Genomic DNA, 17876 nt, shown 5'->3' on the forward strand with positions numbered 1-17876 from the left:
GTCAGGCCGGTTCTTTCAGCCCGCCCATTTCACAGACGACCTTCCATTCGGCTTCCGTGACCGGCTGGACGGACAGGCGCATGGAGGTGACCAGCGACATTTTTTCCAGGCGTGGCTCGGCTTTCACTTGTGCCAGCGTGACTGGTTTGGGCATGTCGCAGACGGCCTTGAAGTCCACGCATTCCCAGCGCGGGTCGTCGGTGGTGGTGTCCGGATGAATCTCGCTGCAGACCTCGACGACGCCGACCACTTCCTTGCCGATGTTGGAATGATAGAAGAACGCCTTGTCGCCGATTTCCATGGCGCGCATGTTGTTGCGGGCCTGGTAGTTGCGGATGCCGTCCCACTGCTCGCCTTCGTCACCCTTGGCCTTCTGCTGTTCCCAGGACCATTTGTCGGGTTCGGACTTGATCAGCCAGTACTGCACTTACGATGCCTCCGGATTCTTGATGGCCCAGTTCCACGGGCGGATTTCAACGCTCTCGAACAATCCGGCCCGGGCGTAAGGGTCTTCTTCGGAAATCGCAAGAATTTCATCCCGGTTGCTGGCCTCGATCACCACCAGCGACCCGGTCATGTTGCCGTCGTCGTCCAGGAACGGTCCGGCTGCCTTGAGGCTGTTGCCGAGGCCTTTCAGGAACTCGATATGGTCGTTGCGGTTGTCGAGACGTGTCTGCAGGGCACCGGGCTTGTCGGTGCAGATCAGTGCATAGAGCATGGAGAAGACCCTCAAATTGTCGAATCTGCGCAGACCCTAGGGCGGGTGTTTCACAAACTCAATGCCGCAGTCTGTCTCTGCTCCGAAAAGCCGGCATATGTAACCGGTCCCTGGTCAGGTCGCCGAGCATTCAAACGCCTGTTTCAGGGCGTGTAGCCGATGCGGAAACCGCCCCAGTGCCGGCCCCTGACGAAGATGGGGGCGCTGATGTCCTTCATGGGAACGAGGTGTCCGCCGCCCATGTCGCGCTGGTAGGTCTGCAATAGGAGCGGATCGCGGTTCTTCGCCGCCCGCATGCCCGTGCGGTCATCGAAGTAGCGGTGATTGCGGCAATTGGCGATGTTCCATTCGATGTCATCGCCCTGCGGCTTTGAGACCGCTTTGGTGTTCGTTGAGACATAGGCGGTGTCGTCGATCGACGCGCACCAGGCGATGCGGTCGTCGCTGGCGACGATCTCCTCGATGATCGGGGACACATGGGTGTCGTTGAACGAGGAGAATTTGGCCAGATGCTGCGGCGGATTGCTGCCTGGAATTTCGGTGTGGTTCCGGTCGAACAGGTCGGCCTCGGTCAGTTCGCCGGAAACGATGGCCTGTTCGCACAGTTCCGCGACGCGCTTTGCCGCGTCTTCGGCCTTCCGGATGATGCCAGCCTCTTCCTTATAGGCACCGCACGTCGCGGAGAAAAGAACGAAGGCGTCGGTGTCGTCTGAGACCCGGCGCATGGTCCGTGAGATGTCGGCCAGCTTTGAGCTGGATTCGGTCAGGCTCGCCGAAACTGTTCCGGAGGTTTCGCGAAAGATTCCGCAGGTCTGCTGCACATCGACCATTTTCTCGTCGATGGATGTGGTCGCCTTGCCGATGACTTGGATGTCGCCGGAGACCTTGGTCAGAATGTCGGCGAAGGTTCCCGCGTGGGTGCGAACCTTGGCCGCTGTTTCGCCGGTTTGCCTGGACGTGCCCGCGAGGTGCTCGAAACCGGACTTGATTTCGGACAGAGCCGTCTCGATTTCCGAGGTCGCATCCGCTGTCGACTGCGCCAGTTCCTTGACTTCGTTGGCCACCACCAGAAAGCCGCGTCCGGCGTCGCCTGCGCGCGCCGCTTCGATGGAGGCGTTCAGCGCCAGGAGGTTGGTTTGCCGGGCGATGTTGTTGATCGAGTTCGTTATCGATCCGACCCTGCCGAGCACATCGCTCAATTCCGCCATCCTATCCTGGCCCGCGCGGACTGCCTCGAGCAGGTCGGCGATTTCCTGGCGTGCGGTCTCGATCGTCGCCTGGGAGCCTCCGATTTCCGCACAGGCGTTGCTCGCGATGTTCTCCGCCTCGGCGATCTGTGAAGAGATCTCGGTCGTCGCGGATTCGATATCCGCAAACCGTCCGATCAGATTGGAAAAGTCTTCGACATTCGAGGAGAAGGTGCCGGAGATGGACTGGATTTCGTCGGCGGAAACCGCGACATCGAGGCTGATGCGGCTAAGGTTGGTGCCAATGGCACCCATTGCCTCCATGACCGAACCGGCTTCGGACGAATCGTTTTCTTCGACAGCCAATTCGTGGAAATCAGCATTTGCATATGCATGCATGGACACAACTGCCCTCTTCGGTCTCGGAATGCCCGCTACTATGGTTAAGAAGAATTTAGGAAGCCTTAAATTTGTGCTGATCGGCCCGAGTTTGCACAATTACCAGTCAGTGGTTTTCCCGATCGGGCTATCGCCGTCGCACGTACCAGGCTTTTTCGGCGCGGCGGCAAGAAACGTGTTGTGTTTCAGATAATTGTTCGGGCAGCCGGATCCTTTAGCCGTGTCCGGGATGCCGGGAGCGACCGTTTCGAGGCGTGCCGGACACTTGCGCCTGCCGCTTCCGGCACTTCCGGGCAATGAAACGTATTGCCGCGAACACCGCCCTTGCGGCCGGGTTGATTCGGCTATCCTGTCGGAGGCATCGTGACGCCCTAAACGAATTCGGATTCCGCCTTGAGCGGGCGGGCCATCAGGGTGTTGAGGGCGTCGTCGATGGTCAGGTCCTCGTCGATCATCTTTGCGACCGTCTCGCAGATCGGCACCTCGACATCGTATTTGCGGGCGAGCTTCACCGCCACGCGGGCCGAGAAGGCGCCTTCGGCAAGCTTGCCGCCGGCGGAAATCAGTTCGGAAGCCATGAAACCCTCTCCCAGCCGCAGGCCGAAGGAGAAATTGCGCGACTGGCTCGACGAGCAGGTCAGCACAAGATCGCCGAGACCGGAGAGGCCGGTGAGCGTCTCTCCCTGCGCACCCATGGCCGTGCCGAGACGGGTGAGCTCGGCAAAGCCGCGCGCGGTCAGGGCCGCCTGGGCGCTGGCGCCGAGCTTGCGGCCGACCACCGCGCCGCAGGCGATCGCCAGCACGTTTTTCAGTGCGCCGCCGATCTGGGTGCCGAGAATGTCGATGGAGGCATAGGGCCGGAAACAGGGCGATTGCATCGCCTCGCACAGGCTGAGCGCGGTCTTGGCGGAGTTGGCGGCGACCGTGACCGCGGTCGGCAGGCCCCTGGCAACGTCGTCTGCAAAGCTCGGGCCGGACAGGACGCCCGGTTCCACGCCCGGCAGTTCTTCCGAGAGCACCTTGGAGAGGAGCTTGCCGGAGGACTGTTCGATGCCCTTGGCGCAGAGCACGACGGGGCCGCGCACCTTGCCGGTCTTCTTGAGCGCGGCCAGCATGGCGCGGGTGGTCTGGGCGGGGGTGACCAGCAGCAGGGCATCCGCGTCGGCGACGTCCTCGAGCGCGTTCGTCGCCGCCAGGTCCTCGTCGAAGGTGATCTTCGGCAGGTAGCGCGGGTTCTGCCGTTTGGAGCGGATGTCGGACACAATCCCGGGATCACGCGCCCACAGGCGCACATCCCGTCCGGCCCTGGCGGCCGTCAAGGCCAGGGCGGTGCCCCAGGCACCGCCGCCTATGACGCCGACCGTCTTAATAGCGCCCATCGATCTGCCTTTCCATGCGCGTCCGTAGTGTTTCAAGCTGCGCTCCAAATTCTTCAAAGAACCTGGTCTCGGGCGGCGCATCCCTGGCGAACAGATCAACCCAGAACAGGCGGAACCTTATCGGCGGCCCGCCGGAACTCGGTGTCATTTCGAAATGTTCCCATTCTGTCGCGGGTTTTTCACGAACGCTGCCGTGAAAATGCCGCCGGCGATGCAGGCCGTCCAGACTTCCGGGAACATTTTTGAAGATATGGTCCTGGTCGGCGAACGATTCGAGAGCGATATCCAATGAAAGTCCTGTCTCCTCGGCAAATTCGCGCCGGGCGGCCTGGAGATAACTCTCACCGGGATCGAGAGTGCCGCCCGGGACCTGAAGGTCCGGGTCCGGATGATCCGGTTCGATGAACACCAGCAGCTGCGGTCCGCAGGTCAGGTAGACATAGGCCTTGTGATGGATTTTCACGGGCAAGTCCTTGAAAAAGCTATGCAACGTTCTTTGACGCCGACACGCGTTCGCGCAAGGCATTGAGCGGTGCGCCGAAGGCGGCGAAAAAAGTCTCCTCGTCCTGGGCCTTGGCCTCGAAAAGACCGATCCAGAAGAACCGGAACCGGATCGGGGCGCCGCCGCTGCTCGGGTGCATTTCGTAATGTTCCCAGGTGTCTTTCGGCCGGGCGGAAAGGCGGACATGATAATTGCGCCTGACATGGCGGCCCTTAAGCGGCCGGTCGGGCGGCGCGCGGAACTGGCCAACCGGCGGCAGGGTTTCAAACGGCAGATCCTGGCTGGAAAACTGATCGAAGGCGGCGTCAAGCTCCAGGCCGGTTTCCTCGGCGAATTCGCGCATCGCGCCGTGCAGGAAACTCTCGCCGGGATCCACGGTCCCACCGGGCACCTGCAGGCCGAGCCAGGGCGTGTCCGGCTCGTCAAAGACCAGAAGGTCGGTGCCGCAGGTCAGATAGACATAGGCCTTGTGATAGAGACGCATTCCCGGAAGGTCCTTTTCGCAATGCACCGTTTCCTATCAGGCTCCGCGGTTCGGCGTAAGGGCGGGCGCGTTTTCTTTGTGGCGTTTCAGACCTTGGCGCCTTTCTTGCCCGCGCCGAGAACGCCGGCATTCGCCGCATCGAGCGGCCAGCGCGGACGGGGCGACAGGGCCATGTCGTCGACGGGCCCGAGCCGCAGCCGTTCGATACCGGCCCAGGCGATCATGGCGGCATTGTCCGTGCACAGGCTCAGCGGCGGTGCGACAAAGCGCGCTCCGGCCGCGTCGGCAGCCGCCAGAAGGCTCCGGCGGATCTCCTGGTTCGCGGCCACGCCCCCGGCGACAACGATTGCTGGATCTGCGTCCGGATGGCGCTCCCTGAACAGCGCCAGTGCCGATTTGGTGCGCGCGGCCAGCACATCGGAAACCGAGCGTTGAAAGGCGGCGCAAAGGTCGGCAACCGTCTGGTCGTCGACCGGTTCCAGTTTCTTGGCCTGGGTTCTGAGCGCGGTCTTGAGACCGGCAAAGGACATGTCCAGTCCCGGCCGGTCGAGCAGCGGCCGCGGCAGCCGGAAACGGCTGACATCGCCCTTCGCGGCCATCTTCTCCACATGCGGACCGCCCGGATAGGGCAGCCCGAGCAGCTTGGCGGTCTTGTCGAAAGCCTCGCCGATGGCATCGTCGATGGTGGTGCCGAGCCGTTCATAGTCGCCGACGCCGCGGACCAGCAGGAACTGGCTGTGCCCGCCCGACACCAGCAGAAGCAGGAACGGGAACGCCAGGTCGTCGGTCAGCCGCGCGGTCAGGGCATGGCCTTCCAGGTGGTTGACGCCGACCAGCGGCTTGTTTGCTGCCATGGCGATCGCCTTGGCGGTCATGAAACCGACAATGACGCCGCCGATCAGGCCCGGGCCGGCCGTGGCGGCCACCGCGTCGATATCGTCCCACGAACAGCCGGCCTCATGCATCGCCTCGGCGACGATCCGATCGAGGATCTCGATATGGGCGCGGGCGGCAATTTCCGGTACGACGCCGCCGAATTCGGTGTGCTCGTCGATCTGCGAGCGGATCGTGCTGGAAAGGATCCTCTTGTCATCCGGACCGCGCACGACCGCCGCCGCGGTTTCGTCGCAACTGGTTTCTATGCCCAGAACCGTCAGATCGGTCGCATTGTCTTTTGATTTGACTGAGGTCATTGGTGTTGGTGCGGTGGCCTGTGTTAGGACACGTATCAATCAAGAAACATATGCCCGGCTTTTCCCGCCGGGCGTAGCATCTGGACGGTAAACCTTGCAATCAAATCCTTTGCGCATCGGCACGAGAGGCAGCCAGCTGGCGCTGGCGCAGGCTCATGAAACCCGCGACCGGCTGATGGCGGCCCATTCTCTTCCCGAAGACGCGTTCGAGATCGTTGTCATCAAGACCTCCGGCGACAGGATCCAGGACCGGCCCCTGTCGGAAGTCGGCGGCAAGGGGCTCTTCACCAAGGAAATCGAGGAGGCCCTGCTCGATGGCCGGATCGACATCGCGGTTCATTCCTCCAAGGACATGCCGACCGTGCTTCCGGATGGTCTGGCGCTGACGGCGTTCCTGCCGCGCGAGGATGTGCGCGATGCTTTCCTGTCGCCAAAGGCCGGCACGCTGACCGACCTGCCCCAGGGCGCCGTCGTCGGCTCCGGTTCCCTGCGCCGCCAGGCGATGATCAAGCGGCTCCGTCCGGACATCGAGGTGGTCATGTACCGCGGCAACCTGCAGACAAGGATGCGCAAGCTGGCCGAGGGGGAAGTCGACGCGACGCTGCTGGCCGCAGCGGGCCTGCGCCGGCTCGGGCTTGGCGGGGAAATCACCAGCCTTCTGGAAACACAAGACTTTCTCCCTGCCGTCGGCCAGGGGGCGATCTGCATCGAAAGCCGTGAAGGCGACACGGCAACCCTGGAGAAACTGGCCGCGATCCACGACGAGACCACGCAAATCCGCCTCGATGCGGAAAGGGCCTTCCTGGCCGTGCTCGACGGTTCGTGCCGCACGCCCATCGGCGGGCTTGCGACCATCGAGGGCGACACCCTGCAGTTCAGGGGAATCGTGCTGAAGCCGGACGGGTCCGAGGCCCATGAGGCCGCCGGCGGCGGTCCGCTTGCGGATGCGGTCCGGATCGGGCAGTCGGTTGGCGAGGACCTGAAGGCCAGGATGGGGCCGGGCTTTCTGGCAGAGGCCTGAGGCGGGCATGCGCTTCCTGGTGACACGGCCGCAACCGGAGTGCAGGCGCACTGCGGAGCGGTTGCGTGCCCTGGGACATGCCGCCGAAGAGGTGCCGCTGCTGACCTGCACGGAGTATCCGCCGGACCGGTTCGACCTGTCGAACGTGTCGGCCCTGGCCATTTCCAGCCGGCGGGCGGTCGCCGTTCTTGCCGGCCACGGCCAGCTTGCGGACTTGCAGAAACTGCCGGTTTTCACGGTCGGGCGCGCAACGGCGGAGGCCGCGCGGAAAGCCGGTTTCGCGGAAGTCGTGTCCGCGGATGGTGATCTTGCCGCTCTCGCGGAGCTGATTCTCGCCAGACGGGACGGCCTGGAGCCGGGCAGCGTGCTCTATCCGGCGGCGGAGGACAGGGCCGGGGAGCTGGATGAGGTTCTGGCCGGCGGCAAAATGTCCTGCCGGACCGTTGCCGTTTACCGGATGGTTCCTGTGGAGACGGTGCCGCAAGAGCTGATCGAGGCGCTGTCAGGCGAAGCCTATGACGGGGTCCTGATCTATTCGAAGAGGACGGCCGAAGCCTTGCGCTCCCTGCTGCGCGCCGGTGTCCCGGGCGACAAATTTTCACGCATGCCCGTCTATGCCCTTTCGAAACAGGCCGGTGAGCCCCTATCTGAAGCAATGCGGGTAAAAGTGGCTTCCGCGCCGAATGAAAACGCCTTGCTGGAATTGGCATTAACACAGTGTTAACCGGATCCGGGGGAGTCGTTCTTTTGCAGCGCGCAAAAGTCTTTGCCGCGGCGGTACCGCTTCGCAAAGAGGTGTGTATAGTGAAGGTCTTGGGACCGGCAGGGTTCAGGAGGAGATGAGATGGCGACGGACAAGAAATCTTCTGGCGGGACATCCTCATCGGGCGGCAGCGGATCAGGCGCCTCCGACAAGCCTGGCAGCAGCGCGGCCTCTTCGACGTCCGGTTCGGGCAAACGGCCGGTCACTATTGACCTGACCGCCGAGAAGGCCGCCAACAAGCCGGGCGGCACCACGGCTTCAGGCAGCGCGTCCACCGGTTCCTCCAAGCCGGCGACGACCGGCGGCACCTCGTCCTCCGGCACCTCCGGAACGACCTCTTCCAGCTACAGTTCAACCCGCCCGGCCGGATCCACGGGCACGACGTCCGGTTCAGGCACGACGTCGGGGTCCGGCACGACGTCGGCGGGCGCGTCCGCGACGGGCGGTGGCAAGCCTGCGGACACGAAGCCGGCAAGCACGACATCGGCCGCGAGCAAGGCGGGCAGCACCTCATCCTCCGGCAGCGCCGCCGGAACGTCCTCGAGCCGTCCGTCAACCACGACCAGCAGCACGACGAGCAGTTCCAGGCCAGCCGGATCGACGACGTTTTCCAATCCGCCCGCGGCCGAGGAGCGCGGTGGTGTCGGCGCGTTCGGCGTGCTGATCGCTGCGGTGATCGGCGGTATCCTGGTTCTGGGCGGCGGGTTCGGTCTTTACCAGGCCGGAATCGTCAAACTGAACCCGGAGCCGAACCAGCAGCTGACCAGCGCGCTCAGGGCAGCCGAACGCAAGATTTCCGACCTTGAAGGCAAGCTCGGCGATGTCACGTCGACCGTCTCCAGCCAGAACACCGGCAGCGCCGTTTCCGCGCTGGAGCGCAAGGTCACCGCGCTGGAAGGCAAGCTGAATGAGGCGGCCTCGTCGGCATCGGCGGATCTTGGCCCGGCGGTCGACGCGCTGAAGAAGGATTTTGAAAGCCTGCGCAGCGAGATGACGTCCGCACCGGTCAGCGGTGGTGATGGCGCTCCGGTCAACCTGAAGCCTCTGGAAGATCGTCTGGCCGCCCTGGAAAACACCACGCAATCCGACAACCAGGCCGATCTGGCGCCGCTGGAAAAGCGCCTTGCCGAACTGGAGACCAGCAGCAGCTCGACCTCTTCGGAAGCCGACAAGCTGTCCGGTTCCGTCTCCGAGCTCGAGACCCAGCTCACCGACCTGAAGTCGACTCTCGCGGATGTCGAGACCCGGCTGTCGAACACCGAAGCGACGGCCAAGGCAGCGCAAACCGCCGTGTCGACATCGGATGTCTCCCTGAAAACACTGGCCGACAGCCAGGCCCGGGCCACCGAAACCCTGTCCAGCCTGTCGGCCGACATCAAGTCCGTCGGCGAGGCCAACACGGCCGCACTGGAGACTATTCGCGCGGAGCTCGAAAGCCTGTCCAAACGGGTTGCGGCGGTCGAAGCGACCATGGGCGACGCCACGGCGCGGGAAGTTGCCGCCCGGGCGCTGTCCGTCTCCGCGCTGAAGTCGGCGGTGGATTCGGGCCGTCCCTACGGGACCGAGCTCGCGGCCGTGAAGGCCGGTCTGCCGTCTGACATCGATCTTGCCGCCCTCGAGGCCCATGCCAAGACCGGGGTCGAGCCTGTCTCCGTCCTGATCGCCCAGTTTCCGCCGGTGGCGCGCAAGGTCTACCAGACCTTTTCCGAACCGGACCATTCGGGCGACGTGCTGGACAGTCTCCTGTCGAGCGCCCAGTCCCTGATCACCGTCCGGCAATCGGGCAGTGGCGAGGGGGATGGGCCCAACGCGGCGCTGCAACGGATGGAAAACGCCGTGAAATCCGGCAATCTTGCCGCCGCGCTGGAAGCCTACAAGGCCTTGCCGGAGGCCGGACAGGCCGCCGCTAGCGACTGGGCCGCGCGAGCCGAGGCCCGCGTCGAGGTGGACAACCTGACCGACAAGGCCTCGCAGGAAGTGCTGAACGCACTGGCTGCGAAAGACAGTTGAACGCCCGCCGGACCGGGGTCCGCCGAGCCATGGAAATTTGTGCCGGAACAGTCCGGCCGTCGCAGGGAGCGAACTGAATGATCCGCGTTCTGTTCTATTTCGCGCTGTTGTTTGCCGTCGCCGCAGGGTTTGCCTGGATGGCGGATCTGCCGGGGACGATCCAGATTGCCTGGCCGGTCTACGAGAACGGCGAACAGGTCGGCACGAACATCTGGGAGCAGTCGCCGACGGTCGTTGCTCTCGTGGTTGCCGTGATTCTTGCGGTCTTCCTCGGTGTGGTCTGGGCGATCCGGGTGGTGCTGAAGTCGCCGCAGATCGCCAGCCGGTTTTTCCGCAGGCGGCGCAAGGACAAGGGGTACCAGGCCCTGTCGCACGGACTGATCGCGCTCGGGACCGGTAACGCAAAGTTGGCGCGCCGGTATGCCGTGGACGCCGACCGCCTCCTGGCCGACGAGCCTGCCGCCCAGCTCCTTCTGGCGCAGACAGCGCAGCTCGCGGGCAAGGACGACGAGGCCCGTCAACGCTTCGAAGCCATGCTGGAGGATCCGGCCACCAAGGCGCTCGGGCTGCACGGCCTGTTCGTCGAGGCGGAACGGCACCGCGAACCGGTTGCCGCGCGTCATTATGCCGAAGAGGCCGCCAAGACGTCTCCGGGCCTGGAATGGGCCGGCAAGGCCGTGCTCGGCTACCAGGCCGTCGCCCATCACTGGGACGAGGCGCTGAAGACGCTGGAGCGCAACTACGCAGCCAAGATGCTCGACAAGAAGACCTACCGCCGTCAGCGCGCGGTCATCCTGACGGCGCTGGCGCAGAAGCTGGAAGACGGCGAACCGGAGCGCGCCTATTCGCTTGCCAAGGAAGCCCACGGTCTTGCGCTCGACCTTGTGCCCGCCGCCGTGCTGACATCACGCCTGGCAACGCGGCGCGGGGACATCCGCAAGGCGTCCAAGGTGCTGGAAGCCACCTGGCGGCTGTCGCCGCATCCGGACCTGGCGGATACCTACGCCCATGTGCGCACCGGCGATGCCGCCGTCGACAGGCTGAAGCGCGTCAAGTCGCTGTCGGCACAGCGCGCCAACACGCCGGAAGGCGCCCTGGCGATCGCCCGGGCTGCCATGGAAGCGCGCGAATTCGACGAAGCGCGCAAGCAGCTTAAGAAGGTTCTCCAGGCTGAGCCGAGCCGCAAGGCGTTCCTGCTGATGGCGGAACTGGAAGAGGCCGAACATGGCGACCGGGGCCGCATGCGTGACTGGCTGGCCCGGGCCGTCTCGGCGCCGATGGACAAGGTCTGGATGGCCGACGGCGTCATCTCGGCCGAGTGGCAGGCGGTGTCGCCGGTGACCGGAAAGCTGGACGCGTTCCAGTGGGTCACGCCGGACAGCCTGTCGGAAGATGACGGCCTGGTGCTCGAAGACAGCCTGTTCGAGGCGCCCGCTCTGCCGGCGGCCGCATCCGGTGCCAAAGCCGATGCATTCCGGAGCGATGCCGAGGAGATCGACACGCTGCTGGATGAAGCGGATCCGGTTGTTCTGGAAGCCGAGCCGGTTGAAAAATCTGCCGGAGCAGCAAAACCGGCGTCCGCGGAAACGACCGAAAGTGCCGCACCCGCCAAGCCGGCATCGGTGGGCAAGCAGGGCTATGAAGGCACGACGGATGACGTCAAGCACAGTCCCTCGCTGAAGGACCTGCCCGATGCAAAGCCTGCGAACGGCACGGCCGAGGCCAGCGTGGAGAAGCCGTCCGAAACGGAACCGGCAAAGGCCGACGTTGCCGACAAGGCGGCCGGGCCTGGGTCCGGCACCGGCGAAGGCACTGCCAAAGCAGCGGAAACAGCCGGGGCCGAGGCAGAAAAGAAAGCCGGTGAGAAAGACGATCTGGACCGTCCGATCGAGTTTCCGCTGTCCCGGATGCCGGATGATCCCGGGCCGGATGACGAGGACGAGGACACGTCCAAAAAGACACCGCGGCCGCGCTTTTTCAATTGAATGCGGGCCGCGTTGCGGTGAAGGTCTTCGGAACTTGCACTCTTGCGCAGGCAAGCGCCAATCGGCTCTTGCATCTGGGGCCAAGCTCCGGTAATTAGCGGCGCACTCGGCCACGTCCGAGTCGCCGCGCTCACGTGAGCGCCGCCTGGTTCGCCAGAAACGCCGCTGTAGCTCAGTTGGTAGAGCACGTCATTCGTAATGATGGGGTCGTAGGTTCGAGTCCTATCAGCGGCACCACTTCCTGATATGTCCGATCCGGAGACATAGGTAACAGTTTGTACCGGAGACATGGGTTACAACCTCGTGCCGAACGGGTTGTCCTTTCACCTGCACTATACTCAGACGGTTGATTTAACCGTCTGATTTACCCTTCCAGCGCCATCAAAGACTGCTTGCACAATGCTGCCTCGCACGTTCCGGGCACAGCAGACTCGATCGTGTCATCGATCGGCAAGCGTTCTGGCAAATATCACGTTCGGGTCAGACGGCAGGGATTTCCGGCACGGACACAGGATTTCCTGCTCCGGCTTTCGCCTCAGGGGCTTGCCGGGGGCGGCCACCCAGAAGGGTGCAGCCAGGTGTCCTCATCCAACCGCGTGGAAGGTGTAGCATGCTCACCGGGCCGGGCCGGCAGGAGAAGGCCGCGTTGACGCACGTGTCAGCCACAGCAGCGTGAACCCGATCACCGGAATGAAGATATCGGTCCAGAAGACAACGCCTGCATTTCCCGGCGCGAAATTATGGGCTGCGACCATCTGATAGACATGCCCTCCGGCAGCGCCCAGCAGGAAGACCGATGGCCCGACAACGGAAGCAATGCGCAATCCGCGAGACCCGCTGAATGCCAGGAAACCGACCACTGCGAACCCGAGACTGGCAAAGCCGACCTCGAGCTGAAAGGGACTGTTGGCCCAGCCTATGAACTTTGCAGCCATGTCTGCGAAAAAGACATGAATGACAAAATTGTAGAGGTAGCCGATCCCGATGGAAAACAGGATGAATTGGGACAGGACGGTCTCCATGGCCGCCCCTTTCGGCAACGGCTTGCTTCTGCTCACCAGAATACCCAGCGCCACGACGCCCCCCAGGACAAGAAGAACAAGGGAAGGGTTCGAAAGGACAAGCTTGATGACATCCGCGATCATTTTGAGCAGTTCCTGTGCAACGGCGCGCTTGATTTGACTGACGACGGCTCTTCCGGTTCGTAGCCAACCGGCAACGTATTTCAAGCGAGACTGTCACCTAGACAGATCTTGTCTTAAGAAAGCATCTATGGCCCGTGTTCAAAACGTCCTGTCAGCCATGTCTCGGGGCGGGCAACGTGTCGCGCCCGGAGACCACGGTACCTGTACCAACCGCAATTCGGATGTGCGCCCCTTGGTTTCCGATGCCTGAAACAGCTGCCCGTTGTGTCCGCCGGACCGGCGGTAGAGGCAGCTTGAAAGATGCCCGGGGGGAAGGCAGACTGACGCATGGGGGGCACTTCGGTGAAAAATGGTTTCCTGTTTCTGCTGATCTGCGTCTGGCTTGCTGGTCCGGCGGCGGTTACTTCGGCCCGTGCGGCGGATGACATCACGCTCTACCTGAACCGGCTGCCGCACCGTCTGACGCAAACCAGCGGCGCACAATATGATCTCTTCCTGTCCGAGGTGCTGCGCGACAGTCCGTTCAGGATCTCCATGCAGGCAGGGCCGCTGACAAGGTCGAAAACCAGTTTCCTTGGAGACCCGAATTCCTGTCTGTTTCCGACGAATATCAGGGCGCTCAACCTTGGCGACGCGGCCGCGCGCCTCGTGACGTCCTCACAGGTGGATGTCGTCTCACTGCGGCTCTACACGGCCGGAAAGTCGTCGCCGGAGGCACGGCTGGCCGATTTCGAACCGGAACGAGTCGGCTACATCAGGGGATCGGGCGCCGTCATCGTGCTGGGCAAGAACGCCGACCGGTTCATGCCGATAGATTCCGAGACACAACTGATCCGGATGATCGAGCTGGGCCGGATCGATGCCTTCCTGGGGCATCATCCGGACACGGCGCTGGCCATGGACCAGCTGGACAAGCCGGACGCGCTTCGTGTCAGTCCGCTGAACCTCAGGAATTTGCGCTTTCCCATCACCTTCATCTGTCACGACAACGCACGCGGCAACCGGTTCCTGACGTCGGTCAATCCACGTATCGAGACCATGCATCGCACTGGCCGCCTCGAGGCCATATTGGGTCCACACGCGGAATTCCGTCTCACAGACCAGCCGCAGGACCCGGGTCTGCTGACCGAATAGGGAAGACGTCCGGCCAACTAACGGAACAGTGATAACCTGACGTCAGCGTCATGTTGACTGGAGGAAGATACTGTCAGGTGTTTCTGAGATTTGGCACTTTTTCTTCGGTTCAGGTGTATTCCGGATGCTCATCGAGGGTTGCAATTTGTATTACAAGTAAGAGTAAGAGAAAATACACGATTGTTCAGCAATATTGCTTGTCAATTCAGACAGGCCTCGGAACTCGAGCGAGCGGTGCGAAGAGGTAGACGACATTGCTGCACAAAATGATCCGCGTACTGGTCGCTGACGACAGCTCCATCGCCCGTGAAGTTGTCACTGAGGGCATCAAGGTCCATCGCAGTAAACGGTATATCGAAATCGACGCCGTTGCCGATGGTCAGGCGGCGCTGGACATTCTCAAGCGCAAGCCGATCGACATCGCCTTCGTCGACATCAACATGCCGGGTCTCAATGGTCCGGAAGTGGTTGCCGCAATGCGGGAGACCAAGTCGTCAAACTGCATGACGGTCGCGATTTCGACGAGCATGGACGACAAGTCGGAAGCACTTCTGCGGCAGCTCGGGGCCTATCATTTTCTCAAGAAACCGTTCCAGCAGGAAGAAGTGGCCGAAATCATCGCCACGTTCATGACGATGACGGCCACCTATCCGATCCTGATCGTCGACGACAGCGCCACCATGCGTAAGCTGACGCGCAGGATCCTCGAGGATAGCCGGTTCAATTTCGAGATTTCCGAGGCTGACAGCGCGCAATCCGCGCTGCGGGCGTTGGCTTCCGGCAAATTCAAGCTGGTGCTGACCGACTTCCACATGCCCGGTGTCGACGGCATCGAGCTGGCCGGTTCGATCCGTGACCTGTCGAGCAAGATCGGCATCTACATGATGTCCACCAACGAGACCACCTATCTGGAACGGTCCGCTGCGTTTGTCGGCATCGACGGGTTCCTGAAGAAGCCGTTCAAGTCGGACGACATTGACACGATCATGCATGACTTCCTGTCGCTGCATGCGCCCAAGTTCGGCAAGGTGCGCGACAAGTTCAGCTTTCTGGGGCGCGAGTCGAAAGCCTCCTGACCGGGCGCGCGTCCGGTTGCCGATTGTTTCCAATCGGACCTAAAATTTCGGCACCGCAGTTTCCGCATTGGTTACATTGATGTTGGTTAGTCCACACCGCAGCTTGATTTGAAGCGGTCCAGTTGATTCAATGCGGGAATCGGTAAGTGTCCCCTTCAGTTCGTATCGGTTCCACTGTTTGAATGCATGGAGAGCGGTGTGGGCAAAACAGCAAAGCTTGAGTTCCTTCGCCGGATCGTGCCCCTGAGCCTGTGCGTTCTGGGTATCGTCGGCGGCTATTTCTTCATGTCGGTGCTGAGCAGCCTGCTGTGCCTGATTGCCGCCGCCGGGATCTACGCCGCCTTGCCCAGACCCAAGGCGCCTTCCGGAGCCGTCCGGCCTGTCTGCCATCCACCGGTGGTCGTGCTCGACGGTATCGGCATGGTGTTCGGCGCGGTGTTCTTTTCCGTGGCCCTGATCGGCATGGCCGACTGGAGCGGAGCCGCAGCGCTCCTCGCGCTGTTCTGCCTGGGTCCGGCTTCCGTCTCGCTGGTCCTCTTCACCGTGGCCGTCAGGCAGGATACCTCGTGGGTGCGTTTCTTCAGCAACGGCTTCGAGTTCACCCAGTTCGGCCTCAAGGTCAGGGTGATGTACGAGGAGCTGAAGAAGATCGACGTGCGCCTGTGGCAGGCGTCCGGCTGGGCCGCCTGGTGGCAATCGACCATCGGGTCCAGTGGTCCGCGGTCCGCGGTCCTGCTGAACGGCGCCGAAAGCACCAACACGCTGGTGTTCAAGCGCAAGGACGGCGCAACCTTCACGATTTCCTCCGAACTTGTTCCCGATCTCCAGCGCGTCCTTATCAGTATCGACCGGGCCGGCATGGAACTGCCCGACGGGATCAGTGACTATCAGCGCAAGAAGATCCGCCAGCGCCGCGAGCGCATGTATGGTGGCCCGGAGCGCGAAAAGCCGCCCGCCACGTCCGAGCAAAAGGAAGTCGCCCGCATTGCCGCGCTGATCGAACATGCAAGGCGCAGCCCCGGCAGCTGAGAATTTTGGTCTGGTGGCTGGAGTGCTTAATTAAGCCGTCGCCACAACATTGGACGTCATCCTGATGAGGACCGTCAGGTCCGTCTCGAAGGATCCGTACGAATTTCAGAACACGTGTCCGATCCTTCGAGACGGCGCTGTGCGCCTCCTCAGGATGACGACGGTATTTGTGGCAACCGGCTAAAAATATTCCGTAGTTGCCGTTACTTCGCCACCCAGTCCGGCTTGCGCTTCTCGAAGAAGGCCGAGATGCCCTCGCGCGCTTCCGGGGTCTCCCAGGTGTCCGCGAGGCGGCGGATGGTGTCGTTAATGACCGCGTCTGTGATCGGCGTGCCGAGGCTGCGGGCGAGCGCCTTGGACGCGGCGACAGCCGCCGGTGCCGCACCGAGATAGGGTCTGATTTCCGTCTCGATCGCTTCGTCGAGGTCTGCCTCGGCAACGACCTTCGCGGCGAGGTCCAGGTCCCTGGCTTCCTCCGCGCCGAAGATCCGGGCCGACATGAACACCCGGCGGGCCTTGCCCTCGCCCATGCGGGCAAGCACGTAGGGGCTGATGGTGGCCGGGATCAGGCCGAGGCGGACTTCCGTAAGGCCGAACTTGGCGCTGTCGACGGCGACCACCGTGTCACAGACGCTCATCATGCCGATGCCGCCACCGAAGGCCTGTCCCTGAACCCGTCCGATCAGCGGTCTGGGAAGTTCGTTCAGGGCCTTCAGCATCATGGCGAGCTTGCGGGCTTCTTCCATGCGGGTCTCGCGGCTGGCCTCGAACTGTTCGCGCATCCAGCCAAGATCGCCACCGGCGCAGAAGCTTGCGCCCGCACCGGTCAGGACGACCACGCGCACGGTGTCGTTGGAACCGAGCTGATGTGCCGCGCGGGTCAGCTCGTCGATCATCTGCGCGGACAGGGAATTGTGTTTGTCCGGCCGGTTGAGCGTCAGTGTCGCGACGCCGCGGGTGTCCGTGTCGATGGAAATGGTTTCGAAGCTCATGCGTCCACACTCCGGAGGGTTTTGGCGAATTCCGCGACCTCTGCCAGCAGGTCTCGCCGGAGGCCGGTTTCAAGGCCTTTTCGTGCCATCAGGTCAACAACGGCTTCCGTCGCCACATTGCCTTTTGCCCCGGGCGCATAGGGGCAGCCGCCCAGGCCGCCGATGGCGCTGTCGAAGGTTCTGAGGCCCTTTTCAAGGCTGACCTCGATATTCTCCAGCGCCCGGCCCTTGGTGTCGTGATAGTGGCCGGCAACCTTGTCGGCCGGCACGGCGTCCAGGACCGCGTCCAGCATCCGGCCAATGGTCTCCGGGGTGCCGGCGCCGATCGTGTCGCCGAGCGAAACCTCGTAGCAGCCAAGGTCGAACAGTGTTTTCGCCACTTCGGCGACCTTTTCCGGCGGGGTCGGACCGTCATAGGGACAGTCGGTGACACAGGAAACATAGCCGCGCACCGGCATGTCGTCCTCGCGGGCCTTGTCCAGCAGCGGTTTGAACCGCTCGATGCTCTCGGCGACCGAGCAGTTGATGTTTTTCTTCGAAAAGCCTTCCGAAGCGGAGCCGAAAATCGCGACCTCGTCGGCGGAGGCGCGGCGTGCGGCGGTGTAGCCTTTCACGTTGGGCGTCAGCACCGAATAGACCACGGCCGGATGGCGGTAGATGCCTTCCATCACCTCCAGGGCGTCGGCCATCTGCGGCACCCATTTCGGACTGACAAAGCTGGTCACCTCGATCTTGCGGAAGCCGCAGGCGGACAGGCGGTCGACCAGCTCGATCTTCTGCGCCGTGGGCACGAACAGCTTTTCATTCTGCAGACCGTCGCGCGGCCCCATTTCAAAGATGGTGACGAAGTCGGTCATGT

The 17876-nt window shown here is 62.9% G+C and carries 17 protein-coding genes and 1 tRNA gene; 8 read left to right on the forward strand and 10 right to left on the reverse strand.

What is annotated here, in order from left to right; translation table 11 throughout:
• Nucleotide 1: 1 nt before the first annotated feature.
• The 7 genes from O6760_RS10105 to tsaD all read right to left on the reverse strand — a co-directional run bounded on the left by O6760_RS10105 (nucleotide 2) and on the right by tsaD (nucleotide 5862).
• Entirely contained in the window at nucleotides 2-427 is a 426-nt protein-coding gene (locus O6760_RS10105) for an EVE domain-containing protein (RefSeq protein WP_269585251.1), read from the reverse strand.
• On the reverse strand, nucleotides 428-718 hold the full coding sequence (locus O6760_RS10110; RefSeq protein ID WP_269585252.1) for a YciI-like protein: 291 nt from the start codon (nucleotides 716-718) through the stop codon (nucleotides 428-430).
• Nucleotides 719-861: 143 nt separating this feature from the next.
• Entirely contained in the window at nucleotides 862-2304 is a 1443-nt protein-coding gene (locus O6760_RS10115; protein WP_269586250.1) for a methyl-accepting chemotaxis protein, read from the reverse strand.
• 371 nt (nucleotides 2305-2675) lie between these two features.
• Nucleotides 2676-3683, reverse strand: a complete 1008-nt coding sequence (locus tag O6760_RS10120) for an NAD(P)H-dependent glycerol-3-phosphate dehydrogenase (RefSeq protein WP_269585253.1) — start codon at nucleotides 3681-3683, stop codon at nucleotides 2676-2678.
• On the reverse strand, nucleotides 3670-4146 hold the full coding sequence (locus O6760_RS10125; protein ID WP_269585254.1) for an NUDIX hydrolase: 477 nt from the start codon (nucleotides 4144-4146) through the stop codon (nucleotides 3670-3672). Before O6760_RS10125 ends, O6760_RS10120 begins: the two co-directional genes overlap by 14 nt.
• Before the next feature lie 19 nt (nucleotides 4147-4165).
• Nucleotides 4166-4669: an NUDIX hydrolase gene (locus O6760_RS10130; RefSeq protein ID WP_269585255.1), complete on the reverse strand. Its 504-nt coding sequence runs from the start codon at nucleotides 4667-4669 to the stop codon at nucleotides 4166-4168.
• An 86-nt stretch (nucleotides 4670-4755) separates the two neighbouring features.
• Complete coding sequence (gene tsaD / locus O6760_RS10135) at nucleotides 4756-5862, reverse strand: tRNA (adenosine(37)-N6)-threonylcarbamoyltransferase complex transferase subunit TsaD (protein ID WP_269585256.1); 1107 nt, start codon at nucleotides 5860-5862, stop codon at nucleotides 4756-4758.
• A 94-nt stretch (nucleotides 5863-5956) separates the two neighbouring features.
• On the opposite strand from tsaD, the gene hemC reads away from it, so the two are divergent.
• From hemC to O6760_RS10160, 5 genes are all read left to right on the forward strand, one after another.
• Nucleotides 5957-6883 (forward strand): hydroxymethylbilane synthase, encoded by a 927-nt coding sequence (gene hemC / locus O6760_RS10140; RefSeq protein WP_269585257.1) that lies wholly within the window; start codon nucleotides 5957-5959, stop codon nucleotides 6881-6883.
• Between the two features lie 7 nt (nucleotides 6884-6890).
• Nucleotides 6891-7607 (forward strand): uroporphyrinogen-III synthase, encoded by a 717-nt coding sequence (locus O6760_RS10145; protein WP_269585258.1) that lies wholly within the window; start codon nucleotides 6891-6893, stop codon nucleotides 7605-7607.
• Nucleotides 7608-7727: 120 nt separating this feature from the next.
• Nucleotides 7728-9656, forward strand: a complete 1929-nt coding sequence (locus O6760_RS10150; RefSeq protein ID WP_269585259.1) for a COG4223 family protein — start codon at nucleotides 7728-7730, stop codon at nucleotides 9654-9656.
• Nucleotides 9657-9733: 77 nt separating this feature from the next.
• A complete protein-coding gene (locus O6760_RS10155) occupies nucleotides 9734-11641 on the forward strand; it encodes a heme biosynthesis protein HemY (protein ID WP_269585260.1) in 1908 nt (635 codons plus the stop codon).
• A 161-nt stretch (nucleotides 11642-11802) separates the two neighbouring features.
• Nucleotides 11803-11878, forward strand: a tRNA-Thr gene (locus tag O6760_RS10160).
• A 377-nt stretch (nucleotides 11879-12255) separates the two neighbouring features.
• Here O6760_RS10160 and O6760_RS10165 read toward each other — a convergent pair.
• Nucleotides 12256-12786, reverse strand: coding sequence for a DUF6790 family protein (locus O6760_RS10165; protein WP_269585261.1), 531 nt, complete (start codon nucleotides 12784-12786; stop codon nucleotides 12256-12258).
• A 342-nt stretch (nucleotides 12787-13128) separates the two neighbouring features.
• Between O6760_RS10165 and O6760_RS10170 the strand changes: the two genes are divergently transcribed.
• The 3 genes from O6760_RS10170 (at nucleotide 13129) to O6760_RS10180 (ending at nucleotide 16025) form a co-directional block, all read left to right on the forward strand.
• Nucleotides 13129-13920 carry a hypothetical protein gene (locus O6760_RS10170; protein ID WP_269585262.1) on the forward strand — a complete coding sequence of 264 codons (792 nt, stop codon included), beginning with the start codon at nucleotides 13129-13131 and terminating at the stop codon, nucleotides 13918-13920.
• Nucleotides 13921-14186: 266 nt separating this feature from the next.
• Complete coding sequence (locus tag O6760_RS10175) at nucleotides 14187-14996, forward strand: response regulator (protein ID WP_269585263.1); 810 nt, start codon at nucleotides 14187-14189, stop codon at nucleotides 14994-14996.
• 198 nt (nucleotides 14997-15194) lie between these two features.
• Nucleotides 15195-16025 (forward strand): hypothetical protein, encoded by an 831-nt coding sequence (locus tag O6760_RS10180; protein ID WP_269585264.1) that lies wholly within the window; start codon nucleotides 15195-15197, stop codon nucleotides 16023-16025.
• Nucleotides 16026-16228: 203 nt separating this feature from the next.
• Here O6760_RS10180 and O6760_RS10185 read toward each other — a convergent pair whose 3' ends face one another.
• A complete protein-coding gene (locus O6760_RS10185; protein ID WP_269585265.1) occupies nucleotides 16229-17017 on the reverse strand; it encodes a crotonase/enoyl-CoA hydratase family protein in 789 nt (262 codons plus the stop codon).
• Nucleotides 17014-17874 (reverse strand): hydroxymethylglutaryl-CoA lyase, encoded by an 861-nt coding sequence (locus O6760_RS10190; RefSeq protein ID WP_269585266.1) that lies wholly within the window; start codon nucleotides 17872-17874, stop codon nucleotides 17014-17016. The genes O6760_RS10185 and O6760_RS10190 overlap by 4 nt, the downstream gene beginning before the upstream one ends.
• Nucleotides 17875-17876 lie beyond the last annotated feature (2 nt).

The organism is Roseibium sp. Sym1, assembly GCF_027359675.1.
In the GTDB taxonomy this organism is placed as follows: domain Bacteria; phylum Pseudomonadota; class Alphaproteobacteria; order Rhizobiales; family Stappiaceae; genus Roseibium.